The following is a 20,535-nucleotide window of genomic DNA, read 5'->3' as shown; positions in this document are numbered from 1 at the left end:
AGTCACACTACTACCACACAGAAGAGGTGTCCTCTATATGATAGAGCAAAAGCTATCCATTGATCAACTGCCAGCAGAAATTAAGTTGGCTTTCCAGGAACTGAAGGTCATTAAACACTTGAATGACGCTGGCTTCAAAAAGAAGTTCGGCTTCACCTGTGCGACCTTGTTCCGAATCATATTTGTACTGTTGTTTCAGCAGAAAAATTGGTTTCGTCTGCTCGAAAGCCCTCAGGGCACAAATTATCCTGGGAAAGATGCGGTCTATCGTTTTCTCAATCACAGTGGATATGCTTGGCGACGCTTTTTAACACTACTAAGCCATGAGACCGTTCATCGCATGGAGCACCTTACCTCTGACAAGCGCGAAACGGCATTCATCTTCGATGATTCAATGTTTGAACGTAACCGAAGCAAGGCTGTCGAGATGCTCGCACGCTTTAAAGATCATGCCACAGGAGCGTACTATAAGGGTTTCCGCATGCTAACCATGGGATGGACAGATGGACATTCCTTCGTTCCAATTGACTTCGCGCTTCTCAGTTCGAACAACTCCAGCATCAATGGGATCGCCGACGGTATCGATAAACGCTCGTCAGGTTACAAGCGTCGGAAAGAAGCGCTGCAAAGTGCTCCAGATAACATCGCCGCTATGCTGGATCGCGCTATGGCTGCCGGTCTTTCCGCGTCCTATGTGCTCATGGATAGCTGGTTTACTCACGCGCCACTGATTCAAGAGATGCGTAATCGCGAATTACACGTCATTGGCATGGTGAAAAACGATAGAAAGCGATATCTAGTAGATGGGCATCGCATTTGCCTGAATTCACTATATTCACTTGCGGCTCGCATCGAGGGAAAGAACCGGCACATCCTTCGGCAGATTCGGACGGAGCTAGCTCCAGGGATCCCCGTCATGGTTGTGTTCGTCCGTCATCGATCCAAGAAGAAGGAATGGCTAGCTATCCTCTCTACCGATCTTACGTTATCTGCTTCAGACATCATTCGGATTTACAGAATGCGTTGGGAAATAGAAGTCTTCTTTAAGTGCGCCAAATCCTTGCTGCGCCTGCAGAAGGAGTTTCAAGGACGCTCTTACGATCTGCTTATTAGCCATACAACGATCGTATTCGCGCGCTATATCTTACTGGCTTGGCAGCATCGCCAAAGCACGGATCAGCGGACAATTGGCGGTCTGTTCTATTTGTTGTGTGACGAAGTTGGCACGATTGACTGGGTCGTTGCACTTCAACAACTGGTCGAACTGATGAACGAAGTTGCCACAAACGTTGGGAAGAGAATCTCAAAACTGATCCATCGTCAACTCCACGATTGGATAGCCGGTTTGCCTAGCTACATCAAGGTTTATTTGCCAATTTCAAGCTGCGAAAGTTGAGTTAATAACTAAGGGAAACAGGGGCTTAAATAAATATGTAGCGCAGACTACAACGTATAAATATATTTATCCTTGGATTGATAACCATACACTACATGCTGATATAGATATTAATGGATCATTTGCATGGTCAAATAATCTAACACCAAATACATACGATGTTTGGGATAACATGACGCACGAGTTCGGTCATGCTGCAGGGTTGGCTGATCAATATGGGTCTGGTGATTCGCAGAAAACGATGTGGGGATACTCCACATATGCTGATAGAACTCGTACAACACTTGATACTGATGATATTAATGGGATTAAAGCCTTATATTAATTGAGAGGGGATATGATAAAAAAAATGAAAAAGAAAATGATTGCATCTATATTTGCTGCATCCCTAGTTGTGGGAGCATTATCATTCCAGTTGATTCCAACCTTGTTGGGTAAGGAACTAATTCATTCAGATGGTTCTATTCCGTATAAGGATAAGACGACTTTAGTTGGTGAAGCTGATGTCATCGTTTCTGGTACGGTTTCTGAGGTTTTACCTAGTAAATGGAGTAATCCTGATGGTAGTAGAGGCGCGGATGTTAGTAACATTCTTCAAACAGACATAGTTGTGTCAGTAAACAAAACTTTTAAAGGAAATCCTACCAAAAGTGATTCTGTAGTGATCAGAATTGACTCAGGGGAAACTAAAGGTGTGAAAGTTATTTCAGAAGGATATCCAAGTTTTGAAAAAGGTGAAGAGGTTCTTGTCTTCCTCTCAAGAGATGATAGTGATGTTGCTAATACTAATGAAGATTACTATATCCTAACTGGTATGCTCCAAGGTAAATATAATCTAAAAGAAAAAAATGCTGATAAGAAGATTTTCAAAGGGGTAAGAGATGAGATAGATCCTTCAACTTTTACCAACGAAATACCAAAAGAGATAGAAAAATTCAAGGATAGACCTAAAATGAAAGATGCAAAATTATATCACATAGTATATTATTGAACCATCCTTTGGTGCTTCCAAGGATGGTTTTCTGCAAAAAAATAGAGTGAGGTGTTAATTGTTGAAAATTATTATCTATATGTTTATTTTCATTTCATTGTTTTCTGCATGTGATCAGTCCAGAGGTTCCTATCCTGCACAAGTCATGTGGGGCGATGTCATTTATTCTGAATCTGCTGAAACCGTGCCATCCAAAGATATTGGAGAGCAAATAGGTGAGACAAATAAAAGAGTGCATCCTTTGCCAAAAAATAATGGAGAAGCAAATTCAGCAGAAGTAGGGAGTAAATTATATAGAATAGTTGGCGAAGATCAACAGAAAGCGATTGCTATAAAGAAAGGTGATGTATATTTTAAAGCTACTCACTAGGCATTTTTAAGTTTTTTTTCATCTCCAATACCCCTTAACCCTAATGTCCACCATCGCCACATTCTCAAGATAACTCAGCGCATCCTTGATTTCCCTTAGCAGCTCGATTTCGTTTTTCACTTCTGGGATTTCGATCATACCGAGTTTACTCTGCTTATTTACTGTATAATCAACTTGGTAAATTGCCATTTGAATTCTCCAATCAATAAAGATAAAGCCCTCCACATTGGATGGGCTTATTTTTCGTTGTTGTATTGAATAAAACTAGCAAAATTTACATAGAATTATTAGTAGGGCGGTAAGCGTCAAATAGCCCTCATCATCACAGATCACAGCATGGTGGGGGCTATTTGACGCTTACGATTTTTAAGGGAAATATTGGCTTCGCCGCGCTCTAAACTTCCTATATATGAAAATTTAAACCCTGTCTTTTCTCCAAGCTGTTCTTCACTCAAACCGTGTTGCTTTCGGAGATCCCTGACTTTTGCACCTAATAGCACTTCCCGCGGTATGATCAGGATGCGGCCCAGACAATCGCCGAATAGCATAAGATCGGCCCCAATAAGTGCGGCGAGTGGTATAAGCCATTGGTGTCTGCTTCCGACAATGCGGCGGGAGATGTGCGGCGCAATCAAACCGACAAATCCGATAGCTCCAACCGCAGAAACAGATATGCCGGCCAGAGAGACTGCCAAAAGCAGAAGCCAGAAGCGCTGTCTTGCAATGCGTACGCCTAGCGAAGTGACTGTTTCGTCTCCAAGCTGTAAGATATCGAGCTTCGCATAATTCCGCCAAACGATGGGAAGGAGCACCGCCATCCATGGCAAAAGCGAAAGCACGTGATCCCATCTCCTGCCCCATAGGCTGCCGGCCATCCAGAGCAACGCCATGTTGATATCGGTCGGATGATTAACAATTAAGTATTGCGTGCCGGCTTGAAAGAGAGCACCGACAGCTACGCCAACAAGTGCAAGAGATGCAGGAGCTAAAGTCAATCTTCGGCTTACTAGCAGCAGTATGATAAAAGCCGCAAAAGCTCCAACGAAAGCAGCAGCGGGAAGCATATAGTTTGGCGCTTTGGGAAACAGAAAGATAACTGTCGCCGCTGTAAATCCAGCACCTTTGGTAATGCCGATGACGTCGGGGCTGGCAAGCGGATTTCGCACCAGGCTTTGCAAGATGACGCCACCTGCGGCTAGTCCAAACCCCGCTAATATTCCTGTGAACATTCTCGGCAGACGAATCTCATTGACAATAAACATGGATTTATTAGGTTCATGCAGTAAACTTGCCCAAATATCGCGAAATGATACGGAAACTGTTCCCAAGCGAATGGATGCAATGGCTAGAACCAGCAGCACTAGCAATGCTACTGCTAATGAGATTCCGTTTTTCATGACTTCGCCCCTCCTTTTTACGCGTCAAATAAATGAAGAAAGGAGCACCGATTGCAGATGTAATAATGCCTACGGGAGATTCGTAGGGAAAAGCGATGAACCGGCTGACGAAATCTGCATAAACGAGCAGCGCACCTCCAAGCAGCGCACCTCCAAGCAGCGCTGTAAACGGAACAAGAAGGGGCAGTTTATTTCCAACCAACGCACGAGCAATATGGGGTACGATCAAACAGATAAACCCGATCGGTCCGCATATGGCAACCGCCGATCCGGAGAGTACGATGACAATAAGAATGGCAATGGCCCGAACTACAGCTACCCGTTGGCCTAATCCGGCGGCAAATTCATCATCCATGGTGAGCAACCGGAAAGAGGGCAGCATGCACCCCAGAAGCAACAAGCCGCCGGCAAAGAACGGCAGGATCATCCGGACCTCCTTCCATCCCGCTTGGCTTACTGAGCCTACAAGCCAAAACATGATACTGTCCGATGAATGCTGGTTTAATAAAATGAAGCCTTCCGTCAACGAAGACAGCAAAAAATGAACGGTTATTCCTGCCAAGGCAAGTCTGACGTATTGATTAGGTCCGCCGCCTGCGAGCGACCCAATCAATAAGGCGCCGGCCGCTGCCCCAACAAAGGCGAATACGACCGAAGCGGTAGACGATACATGGTATACCACTACTATTCCGAATACAACGGCCAACGACGCTCCTGCGTTAATTCCGAATACGTGCGGAGAAGCGAGCGGATTTTTTGTCGACAAGCTGCGTCAGCAGCCTAGCCAGCGCCAATTGAATGCCGACCATGAATGCCGTTATGGTCCGCGGCAAACGAAGTGTCTGGATATATAAATGCGATTTTTCCTGCCCGTTATATGTTAAAGCCTCATACAAAGCCTGCCAGGAGATCGGAGCGGCTCCCCATTTCAAGCTGCAGAGAATGCCGACGACCAGTAATACAAAAGTTGCAGAAAATAGGAAGAGCAGTAGCCATGTTCGGCTCTGCTTCTCCAGACGATTATTTATGTGCATGTTCCGCTACTCTCCCAAATGGGCCACAATATCCTCGGCCATCTTCTCCGAGCCGATCAATCCGCGGGAAAGCGACCAATCGCGCCTTTCTACATAAAACACTTTGTTATTTGCAACCGCATCGATTTTTTTCCATAACGGATTGCTTTCCCATTGCTTTTCAATGTTTTCTTTCTCGATCGGCATTAGGATCAGCGCCTGCGGGTTCGCTTCGGCAAGCTGTTCCAGCGTTAACTGCGGGTAGGATGCATCATTTTTAACCGGATCCGTAAATCCGAGCATCGCCAAGAAAGATCCGGTATAGGAATGATCCGAATGAGCATAAAAGCCTTTCAGATTGACCACTGCAGGCAGAGCGCTCAGATTCGTATTCTGGAGCTTCTTTTTCGCCGCTTCTATCTTACTTTGATGTTTGGCCAATCGCTTCTTGCCGTCCTCTTCCATACCGACCGCTTTCGCGATAATCTCATAATTTTTCAGCATCTGATTATAATCGGCTTGATAGTCGTCCAATACAAGAAGAGGAGCAATCGTATTTAACTGTGGAATCGCATTTTTATGCTTATTCAAATCTACAATAATTAAATCGGGCTGAAGAGAACTGATCAATTCAATGTTCGGTTCGTAACGGGAGCCAACGGAGGTATAATCCTTGATTTGGCTGATTACCGCGTCCATGAATAGCTTCGGGTTGTTGTCGTCAGCAACTCCTACCGGCTTTATGCCTAATGTGACAAGAGCGTCCGTGAAGCTAAATTCCATGGCAACGATTCGTTCGGGTCTTTTAGGCAGCTCGACGGTTCCAACTGCATCTTGGACACTGATTATGCCCATAGTTTTTGTTTCCGTTGGGGGCTGGGTGGCTTGTGATTCTGCATTCGATTGGATATTCGACGTTTGACCGCAAGCGGTAAGGCTGGCAGCAAATACGATGATCACGAGCATGCAAAGTGTGCGCTTCATCATTTGAATCATTTGTGTATGTCCCTCCTGAAAATGATAATTATTCTCAGTTGTATTATAGCCGATTCCCATTTTCCGGAACATATACAATGTTAAGATGAAGCATGTCTAATTTTTAGATATTTGACTCGACTGAAGGAAGGTTGTAGGCGTACAGCCCATTATTTTTTTGAAGGTTTTACTGAAGTGAAAATAATCTGCAAATCGACTTTTTGCGCGATCTCTTTTGCAGACAGTCCAGCTTGCACAAACAGCGTCTTCGCTTTTTCAATCCGATAATGATGCAAATAATTGGTTAATGTCATTCCGGTATGTCGTTTGAATAGAACCGTGTAGTGTCCTTCGCTCATCTCGGCACGCCTTGCCAGCATGGGGAGTGTAAGCTTCATCATGTAATGTTCGTTGATATAGGAGATCGTTTCTTTGATCAAGTGATCCGACGTTTTCCCCACATGTCTGTTGCGGGATTCATACAGATAAATAAATAAAATCCGCTCCAGCATCAATCGCTTTCTGAACTGCTGCGCGGCTTCTTCCTCTTCTGAATTCGCTTGAATTTCAAAATGGGAGCGGATCAGTTCGTCCAACATGTAATGAATTTTGATTTCACTGATCGTACTTAGCAGCCCATGCAGCGCCCAAGAGCTGTTCTCAGGAAGTACGCGGTACGTGATGACCACATACTCAGCTTCTCTCGTTCTCGGTACCTGAATGTCGAAGGGTCCGCATTGCGGATGGCAAGCATAGGCTTGCGAGCAAACGACCGCCTCCTGATTCGGGGCGGAGATCGTAATATGTCCACTTCGGACGATGATCAAAGCGTGACATTCTTCCAAACAACGAATAGTTTGGGGCGTATGACGGGAAGTAATGTGAGTAAAGAACGGAATGATCTGTGGGAGTTGTTGAAAATTCATGAACGATAAGTTCCTCCAGTTTCGGCATTACCTGCTAATATGGACAGCTTCAATTGATAATGATTATCAATGTCGGACAGTATAAATATAGCTTATGCGTGGCTGCTTTCGCAATAGCCTCCATCAAATGTACCCCAAATGATACAATGTTTTGAACAATTACCTTAATGGACTTTTCCATCTGATGGTCTATGTTATATTAGTCCTAACTATTATCAACGAGGTGGCTGTATTGAAATCTAAATTATTTATTCTTATAACTGCTTTCTTACTAACACTTTCAGCATGCGGCTCTAAACAAGAAGCGTCCCACGATGAACATTCAACAAGTCAAGATCATGTTCATAATGACATTCAAGAAAAAACAGCATCCGCATACGCTTTACCTACCTTTCTAAACTCACAGAGGGATGAAATTCGGCTGGTTTATCAGCTTGCTGGAAATGCGACAGATATTATCAAATGGATCCCTTGCTATTGTGGTTGTGGAGAGAGTTCGAGACATAAAAGCAATTTAAATTGTTTTATCAAAGAAATGAACGCTGATGGCTCTGTTGTTTGGGATGATCACGGAACCCGTTGTGGTGTGTGCTTACAAATTGCAGTTGAATCCGTAAAGATGAAGCAAGAAGGTAAATCTCTTAAAGAAATACGAACAATTATAGATAACACATACAAGAAAGGTTATGCAAAACCAACGGATACGCCAATGCCTATATAAAGATCAAAGCCCCATCTTTAGAGGATGGGGTAATTGGTGATAATGGCAAACGTCGCCAAGCCGCCTAGCGCTGATATTTTTGAGGCTTGTGAAGATCATTCAAAGAAAATAATTGAGTTATTAAAAAGTGAGCCTAAACTGGAGCTTGTTACTCTTACTTTTTAATATATCGAAATAGCAAGTACCCCAACATTACGATAATGATTACAGAAATGATCTGATATATAGCTGTGGTTAGTTCGAAGTGCATCATAATCAACTCCCTTATTTTGAAGTTAACATAGAGGTAGGTTATCTTCAATATTTCGGAAACGGGCAGCTCATGATGAATGGTTTCGATGGGGAATTTGTCATAAAACATCAACAGCCGCATGCAGCAATTACCCTAATGAATAGAACAAATCTGTGTATCCAATCTTCACGGATGGAACAATTATGTGCAATTAGCTCCACCCGTTCGACCGCCTGCAGCATAGTGCTATAATAGAGCTATCCGGCATCTCGGGGGTTGTAAAGCATGATGAAATTGTCCACGCGGATTTGGCCGCAAAAGCTGAAATACAGGCTGACACTAGCCTTTTTATTATTAATCTTACTGCCCTTTGCTTTTCTCAATATCTATAATTATCAAAAGGTAGAGACGCTCGTCCAGCGTAAGATCAGCGAGCAGAGTCTAAGCCGGCTTGATCAAATCAAGCGCACGCTGGAAGATCAAATGAGTATTGCCTTCAAAACGCTCATCTTCCTGGAGCAGGATTCTTCTTTGGAAGAGATATTAAAGTCTCCCGGAGAGGACATTTTGACGGATAAGAGCCGTGTGGAGGAGAAATTTAAAAGCATTAATAACAGCTTTTTTCTCTATAATCCTTCCGTCTATTTTACTTTGTTGGATCTGCATGGTCATGTATATACATCCTATCAGCCCAAAGCTGCACTTGATTACAATCATTTGATAGCTGAAAAATATTATAAAGATATGTTAGCCGGGCAGGCCGCTTATCACTGGGTATCGGATGATACGAACGATGTTTCGCCTGACGTCTCTAAAAGCGCTGCGCTTGTTTCTTTATATGCCTTGCTGAAGGATCATGAAGTAAAGCCATACGCGGTAGCGCGAATCAGCATTGATTTTGTCCAGTGGTTCCAGTCGGTGCTCAAAAATTCGCAAGCCGATCAAGAGTATTCCATGATTACAGGAGACGGATTGCTCGTTGCGCAGCCTGAGTCGGAGAAGAAGATCCCGGAACCACTTATTCGCCAAATTACATCGGAGCAAGATGACGGTTATTTGATCGATAAGGAAACGGACAGCGTGCTTGTGTACAGCTATATGGAGACACTGGATTGGTATATCGTGAACCGGATTCCTTTGGACGTGTTGTTCAATGAAATTCAAGACCTCCAGCGCAACTATTTCGCAACGTTCATCCTGTTGACGTCAGCTTTTATTGTCCTCACTTTCATGATTTCTTCGACGGTGACTAGACCTTTGTCCCATTTACAGGTGAAGATGAGGAATGTAGTTCATAAGAGCCTAAAGACACGTCTGCCTGAAGGCAAATCCAAGGGTGAAGTGCTGGAACTGACTCGGGCTTTCAATAAAATGCTGGATGATATGAATGATTTGATTCAGCGGTTAAAAGTGGAAGAACGGCAAAAAGAAGCAGTGCATTTTCAAATGCTGCTTGCCCAGATGAATCCGCATTTTTTGATGAATACGCTCAATACGATGAAGTGGATTGCGATTCGGAACGGGCAGGACGAGATTGCCGAAATTTCAGTTTCTCTAGGCAAGCTGCTCGAAACGAGTTTGAACTCGGAGATTGAGATGATTCATTTTCGCGATGAGATCGAGCTGGTCAAAGCCTATATTTATATTCAGCAGATGCGGTATAAGCAAGTTTTTGAAGTCGACTATGAGTATGAACCTTCTATAGAATTTGCGCTTGTGCCCAAGCTAAGCTTACAGCCGATTGTTGAAAATGCGATTCAGCATGGGATCAGTACGCTTGATAGACGCAAGGGGAACATTCGCATTCACGCTTACGTGCTTAAGAAAAAGCTGATCGTTGATATCATCGACAATGGCATCGGCATGGAGAAAGCGGGCCAAATCGCTTCAACCCGGCAAAGGCGGGGGATCGGCATGGCTAACGTAAGGGAACGGCTGCGCTTACTTTTTAAAGAAGAGGGGACGCTAACGGTCATAGCCGCCGATGAGGGGACGCACATTCGGATGGAGCTTCCGGAATTGATATCCGCACCGTATGAGATGCCATAGGAGGAACCGAGTATGTGGAAAGTGCTGCTTGTGGAAGATGAGATATTCGTCAGAGAATCGGTACGAGAGATCATCAAGTGGGAGGAAATGGGTTTTACGGTTATAGGAGAAGCGGGAAACGGTGAAGAAGCGCTGGATATCATACTCAGTAACCGCCCTCATTTGGTCATCACGGATATTATCATGCCGAAGATGGACGGAGTGACCTTGCTGAAAAGAACCCGAGAGGCAGGATTGGATACCAAATTTGTGATGCTAACCTGTATGAGCGAATTTGAGTATGTCAGACAGGCGATGGAATACGGCGCCTCGAACTATATTCTAAAGCTTTCCATGAATGTGCAATCGCTGCGGGATACACTGGGCAAGGTCGGTGCGGAGCTATCTCGGTCGCGGGATTTGCAGGAGCACCAGGGTGCCAAGGAAACCAAGGAAGCCAAGGAAGCCAAGGAAGTGCCTTCCTCGGAGCCGGCGGCGACAGCTTCTGATCATCAGGTACCAGCCGCTGATTCTGTAGCTGCGGCAGATGCTGAGCCTATGCCATCCGTTATAGACGCTACCCGCCATCCCGAAGTGAAAAAAATTCTTCAATACATAGAAGAAAACTACGCGCAAGACATAACCGTCAAATCGCTGTCCCAGTATGTGATGATGGGTGAGAATTATGTTAGCGCTTTGTTTAAGAAAAAGACGGGGCAAACCATCATTCATTACCTGCATCAGGTCAGGGTAGAAAAGGCTGCTTATCATTTAATCCATACGGATTTGCCGGTCAGTGAGATTGGGCATCGAGTAGGGTTTAGCAACGATAATTATTTTATTAAAATTTTTAAAAGGCTGAAGCAGTCTACGCCGAGCCGCTTTCGTCAGCTGCATCGGCGCTAGGCGTTTTAGAACAAAACTACGATTGCTAGGCCGAGTTCCATCCTTATATTTGCATCATTTCGTTCCATAATTTCAATAGTTTTGTTCATTAAGTAAAGCGCTTACCTCCTGTTATGCTTAATTTGTGAGTCAGAAACAGCCAGAATCGAATATGGGAGGTCATCAGGATGAAGATGAGAAAATGGATACCAACACTTGCAGCGGCCGTCGTCGCGATGGGGGTAATGGCAGGATGTACCAATGGAGGAAGCGGGAATCAAGCGGAAACCAGTAAGCCGGGAGCATCAACTCCGCCTGCGACAACAACTACGAAGCCGGTTAAACTAACGATGTGGGGGGCTGTGCCGCCGGAGTCGGACCTAAAGCTGTCGTGGATTCCTGGAACAAGGATCATCCCGACATTCAAGTGGAATATGTAAGGTTCGTCAATGATGATGACGGTAACTTGAAGCTGGATACAGCGCTGATGACGGGACAGGACATTGATTTATTTGTCAATTACACCTTGTCCCAAGTGAATAAACGAATTCAGGCCGGTGCCGCGCTGGACCTCAGTGAATTTAAGGATTACAACATTGATGAGAAAATGGGTCCCGACGCCAAGCCGTGGCAGGTGGGCGGCAAGTACTACGGAATTCCTACGAAAAAGAATGCGTTCTTCGTGGCGCTGAATAAAGATGCACTGGATAAAGCTGGGCTCGCCGTTCCTAAGGAATGGACCTGGGATCAAATGAGAGAATACGCGATGAAGCTCAAAACCGACACGAGATACGGGCTGCTGCAGCATACAGAGCCATTTGTCGATCCGATCGACTCCGTGCTTGTGAAGGAAGGCTATGTAAAAGCGGACGGCAGCTCCAATCTGGATCATCCACTGGTCACCAAATGGCTGACTACACTGAATGCCATGATGCATGAAGATAAATCAACACCTCCTCTCGGTGAGCAGTTGACGAGTAAAATGCCGGTCGAGAATGAATTTTTGGGCGGAAAAGCCGCCATGCTGAACATCGGTGAGTGGCTGATCCGCAGCTCGAACGATACCAAAACGTTCCCGCGCGATTTCAAAATCGCCTTCGCCCCAGTACCGCGTCTAGAGGCAAATCAAGCGGACTTTATTAACCGCGGAGGACTTGGTGACTATATTTCCATCAATGCGAAATCAAAGAATAAGGATGCGGCCTGGAAGTTCTTAACTTGGTACGCAGACGGAGGCATGGCGCCTATGGCCGTCGGAGGCAGACTTCCGGCTTCCAAGGATGTTAACCAGGAAACGGCATTGAACAGCTTGCTTGGCGATAAAGCATCCACGTATGATGTGGAATCTCTGAAATATGTGCTCTATGGCGACAAAACGCCGACGTTCGTCCGCAGCGTGCCACAGCAGGTCATCGACTTGCGTTCTCAGGAGTATGAGAAGTATTTCTTGGGCTCAAGCAGTATCGATCAAGCAGTACAGAATATGGTGAAGCGTCATAATGACTTTTTGAAGCAGCAAAAATAAAGAGATGAGGCCGTTTCCTGTGGAGGAAGCGGTCTTTTTCAGTTGATAAGAAAGTATAAGTTTTATACTTTTGCTTCGCATCAACCTTGACAAACGCGCGGTCCCATAAGGACGACGAAGTCGATTATTCTTGTGCCCTCATCGTGGGAGGCGCCGATAGAACAAAACTACACAGCACTCCAATAATAAGGCTGCAGGGTTCACCCTTTTGTTCCATGTTTTCCGTGGATTTGTTCATTATAAGGGGGCCTGCTTGCCTGTTATGCTGAATGTATCAACAAGAAGACGAGGAGTGGGGTTCGTGGGTAACAATTGGATGAGGCGGCAGAGGATGCTGGGATACCTGTTCATTGGTCCAAATATGATCGGAGTGATTTTATTTTTTGTCATTCCAGCTGTCTATTCGTTTTTTTTAATGTTTACCGATTACAAGTTCATGAGTCCGGATGTGCATATGGTGGGACTCGATAATGTGAAACGTTTGTTTCACGATGAAATTTTTTACAAGGCCATCCAAAATACGCTGGTATTTCTTTTAGCCGTTCCTGCGAGCATCTTCTTGTCGTTTCTTGTGGCGCTTGTGCTCAATCAGTCGGTGTATATCAAAAGCACGCTTCGTGCACTGTTCTTTATGCCGTACATTACAAGCGGTGTCGCCATCGCCTTCGTATGGATGCTGCTGTTCCAGCCGAAGGAGGGACCGATCAATGCTTTTTTAAGAATGATTGGTATCGAACATCCGCCCGGCTGGTTGTCCACGACAGATACATCGATGTATGCCATCGATATTATCTGGGTCTGGTTCATGCTCGGCTATAACATGATTATTTATTTAGCGGCCTTGCAGGAAATTTCAACGGATCTTCTCGAAGCCGCCAAAATGGACGGCGCTAGAGGCTGGCGCGTGATCCGCCATATCGTCTGGCCGCTCGTAAGCCCTACGACATTCTTGCTGCTCATAACGGGACTCATCATGACGATTAAAACCTTCGGGATTATTCAAGCCATTACACAAGGCGGCCCCGGGAACAGCACGACTATATTATCGTTGTTTGTTTATCAGAACGCGTTCCGTTATTACGAGATGGGATATGCGGCTACGATTTCTTGGGCACTGTTCTTTATCATTTTGCTCATAACAGTTGTTCAATGGATCGGACAAAAACGCTGGGTTCATTACTAGGGGGAAGGAGCCAACTTCATGAGCACGAATCTTTCGGCTGAAACAAATGCAAAAGCCTCAAGCACGAGGTTTTCTATTACTAGTATGACTGTTACGAAAACGCTTGTTACCTTCATCATGCTGATCTTAGGGATATTGATGGTCGTTCCGTTTTTATGGATGATCAGCACTTCGTTCAAGACACCGGCTGAGGTGTTTGAGTATCCGATCCGGTGGATTCCCTCTACACTGCAATGGGATCATCACATCAAGGTTTGGACCGGGGATAAAAGCTTCGGCACGTATTATCTGAACTCGCTCAAAATCTCCATCATTAGCACGATAGGAGCTACATTTCTATCAGCGTTTGCCGCCTATGGGTTTTCGCGCATCGAGTTTAAGGGACGAAACGCGATGTTTCTCGTCTATATATCGATGATGATGGTTCCCCCTCAGGTGCTGTTCGTGCCGAAATTCATCATGTTCGAGTGGGCCGGCATCTATAACACACATTGGGCGTTAATCCTGCCGGGGATGTTTACGATATTTGGCGTGTTTATGCTAAGGCAATTTTTCCTTTCCGTACCCCATGAAATATCCGAGGCTGCTTTTATTGACGGTGCCGGACACTTGCGAATCTTTTTTAATCTGGTACTGCCCTTGGCTAAACCGGCACTCGCTACGCTGGCCATCATTGATTTCTCATGGCACTGGAACGATTACGAGAATGCGCTTGTCTTTCTGATCGATGAGAAGCTGTACACGGTACCGCTTGGTTTGCAAAATTTTATCTTAGAAAACAACGTGGACTATAACGGGATGATGGCGGCAGCAACGGCGGGGATTATCCCAATGATCATTGTTTTTCTTATCGGTCAACGATTCATCATTCAAGGCATATCTAGTGCGGCAGTAAAAGGGTAACTGGGTAAAACTCGATTATTAGCATTCATCTAACATTCATAAGCAGCGAGGTGTATTTCGGTTATGAAGCAAGAAATCGTAAAATCAGATATTACAGTAATCGGCGGAGGGCTGGCAGGTGTATGCGCTGCTATCGCTGCTGCGAGGCTGGGTCAAACCGTATCACTCGTACAGAATCGACCTGTCCTGGGAGGCAATTCAAGCAGTGAAGTTCGCGTCTGGGTATGCGGAGCAACGTCACATGGCGTCCATCGGTATGCGCGGGAGACAGGAATTATGGGTGAGCTGTTCGTAGAAAATCAATATCGGAATATAGATGGTAATCCGTATATTTGGGATCTCATCATATTGGAGAAAGTGAAAAATGAAAACAATATCACGCTCTTTTTGAATACGGATGTTCACGAAGTTGAGGCGGATGGCGATGAGCAGGAGCGTCAAATACGCTCGGTTACCGGATGGATGATGGGCTCAGAGCGTCGAATTCGCTTTGAAAGCAGCGTATTCCTTGATTGTACGGGGGATGGATTGATCGGCTTTCTGGCAGGGGCCAAGCATCGAATCGGACGCGAGGCGCAAAGAGAATTCAACGAAGAATGGGCGCCGCTTGTTGCTGACGACATTACGTTAGGGAGCACGCTGCTCTTTTATACGAAAGATGCAGGCCGCCCGGTCAAATACATCCCGCCCAGCTTCGCAAAGGATATTACGAAAACACTGATACCAATGAAACGTGTTATTCGAAGCGGGGATAATGGCTGTGCCTACTGGTGGATCGAATGGGGAGGGGAGTTGGATACCGTTCATGACAATGAGCGGATTCGGGACGAACTTTCCTCGGTTATCTATGGAATTTGGGACTATATTAAAAATTCAGGCCAATTTGATAGTGAGAATCTTACATTGGAATGGATCGGTTCCATCCCTGGTAAGCGGGAATACCGCCGGTTTGTAGGAGACTATGTGCTGAATCAGAACGATGTGATCGCTCAAAAGGAGTTTTCCGATCGCATCGCATTCGGCGGCTGGTCGATAGACCTTCATCCGCCACAAGGTATGTATGCCGAAGCCAAAGGCTCCAAACATATGCATATGGACGGCAGCTATCACATCCCTTTCCGGTCTTTATATTCCGCCAATGTGAGCAACATGCTGATGGCCGGCCGCAACATTAGCGCAACGCACGTTGCGTTCGGAACGACCCGCGTTATGGCTACATGCGCGGTGATTGGCGAGGCTGCCGGAACGGGTGCCGCGCTGTGCGTACAGAAAGGTGTTACGCCGCGAACGCTGCACGATGAGCATTTGAGCTGCCTCCAACAGACACTGCTGAGGCAGGATGCGTCCGTACTCGGTTTGAAGAACGCCGACCCAGATGATTTGGCCCGGCACGCGTCGGTCCAAGCGTCCAGTGAATTGACCAAGCTATCGCTCGAGCATTCGGCAGGGGTGATGCCGCTGACGAACAGCTTGGGTCTGATTGTACCTGTCTCGCCTCGGATCGAAGGATTGGAATTTCTGTTGGATTGCGTGCGGGATACAGAACTTACAGTTGAGCTGTGGAGCACAGGCAAGCCGCAGAACTATGTTCCTTACAAGCTGGAGTCATCGGCAAAGGCTAATGTGAAGGCAGGAGATCGGCAGTGGGTCAAAGTAGATGCGGTTTGGGCGCCTGGGCAGGAACAGAACGCTTTTGTCATTATTAGAAGCAACCCGGATTTGTCCGTGCATCTATCGGACCGTCCTCAGACCGGCGTACTTGCTTTCGAACATGGCGAAGATGCACAGCTTGCTAAAGATTTCGGCGATATGCACGACCACCAACCGGTAGTGGAATGGAGCGGCAGAGCGTTTTACCGGAAACCGATCTGCTTCCGCTTGTCGTCACCTACCAAGGCCTTTGCTGCAAACCGTGTTGTTGATGGTTATGTCAGACCCTATGCCGGACCGCATATGTGGTCTTCTGAAGCCATGTCGGTGGACAGTCCAGAATGGCTGGAATTCACTTGGCCGACCCCTGTTTCGATTAAGAACATCCATGTGACCTTGAACGATGACGTTCATGAGGATCTGATCAACCTACACCATCATCGAACGGAGTTCGAAGTGATCCCGGAGCTGATCCAAGCATACGAAGTGCAGGCCTTCATCCATGGAGAGTGGAAGCAAGTTGTATCGGTAACCGATAATCACACAAGAAGGCACGTACACCAGCTCGATGAAATCGTAAGCACGGAGAGGCTGCGAATTGTGGTGCACAGTACGAATGGAGCACCATCCGCAGAGATCGTTGAGGTCCGCTGCTACAGCTAGAAAGATAAAATAAAAAAGTCGCAAATCTCAATGCGACTTTTTTGTTTTGCATATATGATCAAATATGAATGGACAAGTTAAGATGTGTGATTCAGATTGTGGCATTTGCAAAAACCGACTTGCTGGCTCTTGGTCAATCTCAAGACACGTCCGAAGGTTTTTTATAGGGAGAAATGGCAAGAGAAGGTTCTTAAGGGATTCCAAGGGACGGGTCATAAAGGGAAATGTAATCGTTTACATCGATGCTTATTCTATGAATTCCTTCTTGATACGTTTTTTGAACATAGGTTAAAATTGAGCATATTACCGAATAATTATTCATCATGGAGGGAACAGAATTTGAAGATGATTCAAGGAAAAGCATTGCCCATTCTCTTGGCGCTTTCCATCGTCTCGCCTTTCTCGGCGATAGCGCACGCTGAGACGTCGAACGATCCAGCACCGTTTATTGCGGCTAAAGTCGTCAATGAGAATGCCGGTAAAAAAGTGTTATTTGACAACTCGCATGGTGAAACTTCTGGCGCAGCCGATTGGGTCATCGACGGAGGCTTCTCCGACTTCGGTAATGCACTCGCAGGGGCAGGCTTCTATGTAAAGGAGCTTCGCAAGAATTCATCGATTACCCTTTCGGACCTGCAGGGCTATGATGTGTTTGTCGTTGCAGAAGCGCAGTATCCTTTCAAACCGTCCGAACAGCAAGCGATTCTCGATTATGTCAGCCAAGGAGGATCCATTTTCTTTATCGCCGATCATTACAATGCGGACCGGAACAAGAACCGTTGGGACGGCTCGGAAGTATTCAACGGTTATCGCCGCGGCGCTTGGAATAATCCTGCTGCAGGGATGACTTCTGAAGAGGCAGCTTCTTCCATTATGGAAGGAGTGCAGAGCTCTGATTGGCTTGCCAACAATTTCGGGGTGCGTTTTCGCTACAACGCTTTAGGGGATATCAATGCCGACGGGATTGTTTCTCCGGATCAGGCATTCGGCATTACACAAGGGGTTTCCGCTGTCGCGATGCATGCAGGCTCAACCCTGGCGATCGTAGATCCGAATAAAGCCAAAGGCCTTGTGTATTTGCCTTCGACTAGTACAGCTTGGGCAAGTGCTGTTGACCAAGGTGTATACAATGGAGGCGGTCATGAGGAAGGGGCATTTTCCGCTATTGCCAAGATTGGGCTCGGCAAGGCTGCATTTATCGGCGATTCCTCACCTATTGAAGATGCGACGCCTAAGTACCTGAAAGAAGAGACGGGCGGAAGCAAAACGACTTACGATGGTTGGAAAGAAGTAGACGACGCTCTCTATGTAACTAATCTGGTTAATTGGCTGGCGAAGCAAGAAAGCTACACGTCGCTTTCGGAAGTTCCAGGCTTGGAGCTGGATCAGCCAACACCGCTGCTTTCTATGGAAGAACCTTCAACATCGACCGAGCCGCAAACCGAGCCTTGGGCTGCTCCAAGTGCCGGCTATAAATGGTGGGATTCCTCCACATATAAGGCTGGCTCTTATGGCTCTACTGCGGTTGTTGCGAATCCAACCTACGGCTCTGTCCATCAGGCAACACTGCCTAATGCAGAACCATTCCAGATTCGTGTGGAAGCGAATAATCTTACTCCGAATCAGACAGTATCGAATTTTAATATTGGTATTTATCTAGCAGGAGGAACTCAAGTCGGACAAGTTAAGAATGACGACGGAACATGGCCTTCATCTTATGGGTATAGTTCCGCTTTTTCGATGACCGCCGATTCGAACGGATATGCACACAAAGATTTGACAGTTCAAATCAAACCAGGCACGTCTGGTTCGGCAACGCTTCGGGTTCGTCAGGGAAGCACTGCACTTAAATCCGAGTCGGTTACCATTGACAATGTTCCCGCTGAATCGCTGCCTTCTGTTGATCAGCCTCAGCCTCAGCTTCCTGCTTTAAGCACCATTGCGGAAGTCCGGAATCAAGGAGCGAATCAATCAGTCACTGTAGAAGGCATTGTCACGACCGAGCCCGGCATCTTCGGAGGCCAAGCCTTTTATCTGCAGGATGGGACAGGCGGAATTTATGTCTACCAAAACACAGCGGGCTTCCATGCAGGAGATCGGGTGTCTGTTTCAGCTTCGACGAGTCTGTACAATTCAGAATTAGAATTAGCCAGTCCGCTTGATATTCATAAAACCGAGACGACGCAGGTTCCTGCTCCAAATGTAGTTACAGCTCTTAATGACAGCAACCAAGGGCAGCTAGTTACATTGAATGATGCAGAGATTACGAATATCGTCTCAGCAACACCACCGGGTTCATTTGAATTTGATGCTGATACGTCGGGCAGTATCGGCGGTACGATTACGCATGTTCGAGTGGATGCAAGAACAGGACTTACACAAACGGATTTTACGTACCAAGCTGGAGATAAGGTTACTATTACCGGAATTTCTGCCATATATAATGGTGTATACCAGCTTAAGCCTAGAGGCTTGAGTGACTTTGCCGCAGTAACGGTTGATCCTGATCCGGTTACTGCTCCAGCGCTATCCGATATTACCTTTGAGCAGCATCCATCTTCGTTAAGGGTTGGGGATTCTAAGCAAACGGTAGCTCAAGCTGTATATTCAGATTCCAGTAAGACGGACGTTACCGCTTATGCGACATGGGAGTCCGGTGATATGAATATAGCAACTGTTTCACAAGGTTTGGTTACTGCTGTTTCTGCAGGTTCTACTGTTATTGAAGCAACCTATCAAGGGATTACACGAAGCTTTCCCATTTACGTTTCCAAAAAGCATTCGGGTTCTTCCGCACCGGCTACTGCGCCTTCGGTTACATCCTCCTCCGATGAATCTGACAAGTCTGACAAGTCCGACAATCCGGCCGATTCGTCGAAGCCCGAGGATAAGCCAACATCTACGCGGCCTGACATTTTCCAAACGAAAGTTGTGAAAGCCGATACAGTCGTTCAACATGTGGAGCAGTTGATTAAGCAGGCTCGCGAATCAGCAGCACCTGCGGCTGAGCCGGCGGATACGAAGGGTCACTGGTCGGAACAAACCGTAGATACGTTCATGAAGCTTCATATTATTGAAGGATATAAAGACGGCAGCTTTAAGCCGGACAGTCCAATCACACGCGCTGAGTTCGCGGTTCTCATCTCTCGTGCTTTCCATATCACGGAAGACAACGCTTCGGCACCTGCTTTAAGCGATGTTGAAGATCATTGGGCGAAGGATGCAATCGAATCGCTTGCAGCGGTAGGCGTAGTAGGCGGATATGGTGACGGTACCTTCCAGCCTGATAAGACGATCTCGCGGGAAGAAATGGTGACGATCCTTTCACGCATTGTAAATCTGAAGAGCGTTCAAACTGATGCTAACACAGGCAGCTTTACGGATGTAGCAGACTCCTATGCAGCGCAAGCCATCGAAGAGGCTGCCAATGCGGGGATCATTGAAGGATCAGAAGACGGGGCATTCAATCCGAAGCAAAATTCTACCCGCGCAGAAGCGCTAACCGTCATTCTTCATGCACTCATTCTTAATCCTGAGGTTAAACAGCTTTTAGACTCACTTAAGTAAAGACAGCACTACTAACGGGCAGGCTTTCTCCAACTGGAGGAAGCCTGTTTTTTAGCAAAATCAGCGGGATCGTTCTCTCTTTATTTGGATAACTTTTGTCAAATAGGTCA

Annotated in this window: 19 protein-coding genes and 1 pseudogene; 13 read left to right on the top strand and 7 right to left on the bottom strand. The window is 46.2% G+C overall.

Annotated features, from left to right (window positions below; translation table 11 throughout):
• Positions 1-37 precede the first annotated feature (37 nt).
• From L0M14_RS20370 to L0M14_RS20360, 4 genes are all read left to right on the top strand, one after another.
• The gene (locus tag L0M14_RS20370) at positions 38-1,396 is read left to right on the top strand and encodes an IS4 family transposase (protein WP_235118415.1); all 1,359 of its coding nucleotides are present in this window, start codon (positions 38-40) and stop codon (positions 1,394-1,396) included.
• The gene (locus L0M14_RS32060; RefSeq protein WP_350340521.1) at positions 1,368-1,721 is read left to right on the top strand and encodes a matrixin family metalloprotease; all 354 of its coding nucleotides are present in this window, start codon (positions 1,368-1,370) and stop codon (positions 1,719-1,721) included. The genes L0M14_RS20370 and L0M14_RS32060 overlap by 29 nt, the downstream gene beginning before the upstream one ends.
• A gap of 24 nt (positions 1,722-1,745) precedes the next feature.
• A complete protein-coding gene (locus tag L0M14_RS20365) occupies positions 1,746-2,387 on the top strand; it encodes a hypothetical protein (RefSeq protein ID WP_235118414.1) in 642 nt (213 codons plus the stop codon).
• 61 nt (positions 2,388-2,448) lie between these two features.
• Entirely contained in the window at positions 2,449-2,757 is a 309-nt protein-coding gene (locus tag L0M14_RS20360; protein ID WP_235118413.1) for a hypothetical protein, read from the top strand.
• Positions 2,758-2,775: 18 nt separating this feature from the next.
• Here L0M14_RS20360 and L0M14_RS20355 read toward each other — a convergent pair whose 3' ends face one another.
• The 7 genes and pseudogenes from L0M14_RS20355 to L0M14_RS20330 form a co-directional block, all read right to left on the bottom strand.
• The gene (locus L0M14_RS20355; protein WP_235118412.1) at positions 2,776-2,946 is read right to left on the bottom strand and encodes a hypothetical protein; all 171 of its coding nucleotides are present in this window, start codon (positions 2,944-2,946) and stop codon (positions 2,776-2,778) included.
• A 140-nt stretch (positions 2,947-3,086) separates the two neighbouring features.
• Positions 3,087-4,118: an iron chelate uptake ABC transporter family permease subunit gene (locus L0M14_RS20350; RefSeq protein WP_311198918.1), complete on the bottom strand. Its 1,032-nt coding sequence runs from the start codon at positions 4,116-4,118 to the stop codon at positions 3,087-3,089.
• On the bottom strand, positions 4,033-4,920 hold the full coding sequence (locus tag L0M14_RS20345) for a FecCD family ABC transporter permease (protein ID WP_311198752.1): 888 nt from the start codon (positions 4,918-4,920) through the stop codon (positions 4,033-4,035). The genes L0M14_RS20350 and L0M14_RS20345 overlap by 86 nt, the downstream gene beginning before the upstream one ends.
• Complete coding sequence (locus L0M14_RS31615) at positions 4,874-5,188, bottom strand: iron chelate uptake ABC transporter family permease subunit (protein ID WP_311198751.1); 315 nt, start codon at positions 5,186-5,188, stop codon at positions 4,874-4,876. Before L0M14_RS31615 ends, L0M14_RS20345 begins: the two co-directional genes overlap by 47 nt.
• 6 nt (positions 5,189-5,194) lie before the next feature.
• On the bottom strand, positions 5,195-6,163 hold the full coding sequence (locus L0M14_RS20340) for an ABC transporter substrate-binding protein (RefSeq protein WP_235118410.1): 969 nt from the start codon (positions 6,161-6,163) through the stop codon (positions 5,195-5,197).
• A 96-nt stretch (positions 6,164-6,259) separates the two neighbouring features.
• A pseudogene (locus L0M14_RS20335) lies at positions 6,260-6,325 on the bottom strand (hypothetical protein); the annotation flags it as partial.
• Entirely contained in the window at positions 6,313-6,501 is a 189-nt protein-coding gene (locus L0M14_RS20330; protein WP_235122982.1) for a helix-turn-helix domain-containing protein, read from the bottom strand. The gene L0M14_RS20330 and the pseudogene L0M14_RS20335, both read right to left, overlap by 13 nt.
• Positions 6,502-7,300: 799 nt before the next feature.
• Between L0M14_RS20330 and L0M14_RS20325 the strand changes: the two genes are divergently transcribed.
• The 9 genes from L0M14_RS20325 (at position 7,301) to L0M14_RS20285 (ending at position 20,425) form a co-directional block, all read left to right on the top strand.
• Positions 7,301-7,789 (top strand): PCYCGC domain-containing protein, encoded by a 489-nt coding sequence (locus tag L0M14_RS20325; RefSeq protein WP_235118409.1) that lies wholly within the window; start codon positions 7,301-7,303, stop codon positions 7,787-7,789.
• Between the two features lie 517 nt (positions 7,790-8,306).
• Complete coding sequence (locus L0M14_RS20320; RefSeq protein WP_235118408.1) at positions 8,307-10,070, top strand: cache domain-containing sensor histidine kinase; 1,764 nt, start codon at positions 8,307-8,309, stop codon at positions 10,068-10,070.
• Positions 10,071-10,082: 12 nt separating this feature from the next.
• Positions 10,083-10,955, top strand: a complete 873-nt coding sequence (locus L0M14_RS20315) for a response regulator (RefSeq protein ID WP_235118407.1) — start codon at positions 10,083-10,085, stop codon at positions 10,953-10,955.
• Between the two features lie 167 nt (positions 10,956-11,122).
• Positions 11,123-11,374 carry a hypothetical protein gene (locus L0M14_RS20310; protein ID WP_235118406.1) on the top strand — a complete coding sequence of 84 codons (252 nt, stop codon included), beginning with the start codon at positions 11,123-11,125 and terminating at the stop codon, positions 11,372-11,374.
• A complete protein-coding gene (locus L0M14_RS20305) occupies positions 11,326-12,459 on the top strand; it encodes an ABC transporter substrate-binding protein (RefSeq protein ID WP_235118405.1) in 1,134 nt (377 codons plus the stop codon). The genes L0M14_RS20310 and L0M14_RS20305 overlap by 49 nt, the downstream gene beginning before the upstream one ends.
• Before the next feature lie 301 nt (positions 12,460-12,760).
• Positions 12,761-13,642 carry a carbohydrate ABC transporter permease gene (locus L0M14_RS20300; protein ID WP_235118404.1) on the top strand — a complete coding sequence of 294 codons (882 nt, stop codon included), beginning with the start codon at positions 12,761-12,763 and terminating at the stop codon, positions 13,640-13,642.
• A gap of 84 nt (positions 13,643-13,726) precedes the next feature.
• Complete coding sequence (locus tag L0M14_RS20295; protein ID WP_235122981.1) at positions 13,727-14,545, top strand: carbohydrate ABC transporter permease; 819 nt, start codon at positions 13,727-13,729, stop codon at positions 14,543-14,545.
• Positions 14,546-14,608: 63 nt separating this feature from the next.
• Positions 14,609-16,858: an FAD-dependent oxidoreductase gene (locus L0M14_RS20290; RefSeq protein ID WP_235118403.1), complete on the top strand. Its 2,250-nt coding sequence runs from the start codon at positions 14,609-14,611 to the stop codon at positions 16,856-16,858.
• Between the two features lie 345 nt (positions 16,859-17,203).
• Positions 17,204-20,425 (top strand): S-layer homology domain-containing protein, encoded by a 3,222-nt coding sequence (locus L0M14_RS20285; protein WP_235122980.1) that lies wholly within the window; start codon positions 17,204-17,206, stop codon positions 20,423-20,425.
• The last annotated feature ends 110 nt before the right edge of the window (positions 20,426-20,535 follow it).

The sequence above is a fragment of the Paenibacillus hexagrammi genome, from assembly GCF_021513275.1.
In the GTDB taxonomy this organism is placed as follows: domain Bacteria; phylum Bacillota; class Bacilli; order Paenibacillales; family NBRC-103111; genus Paenibacillus_E; species Paenibacillus_E hexagrammi.
This window is presented reverse-complemented; position numbering and strand designations above follow the sequence as displayed.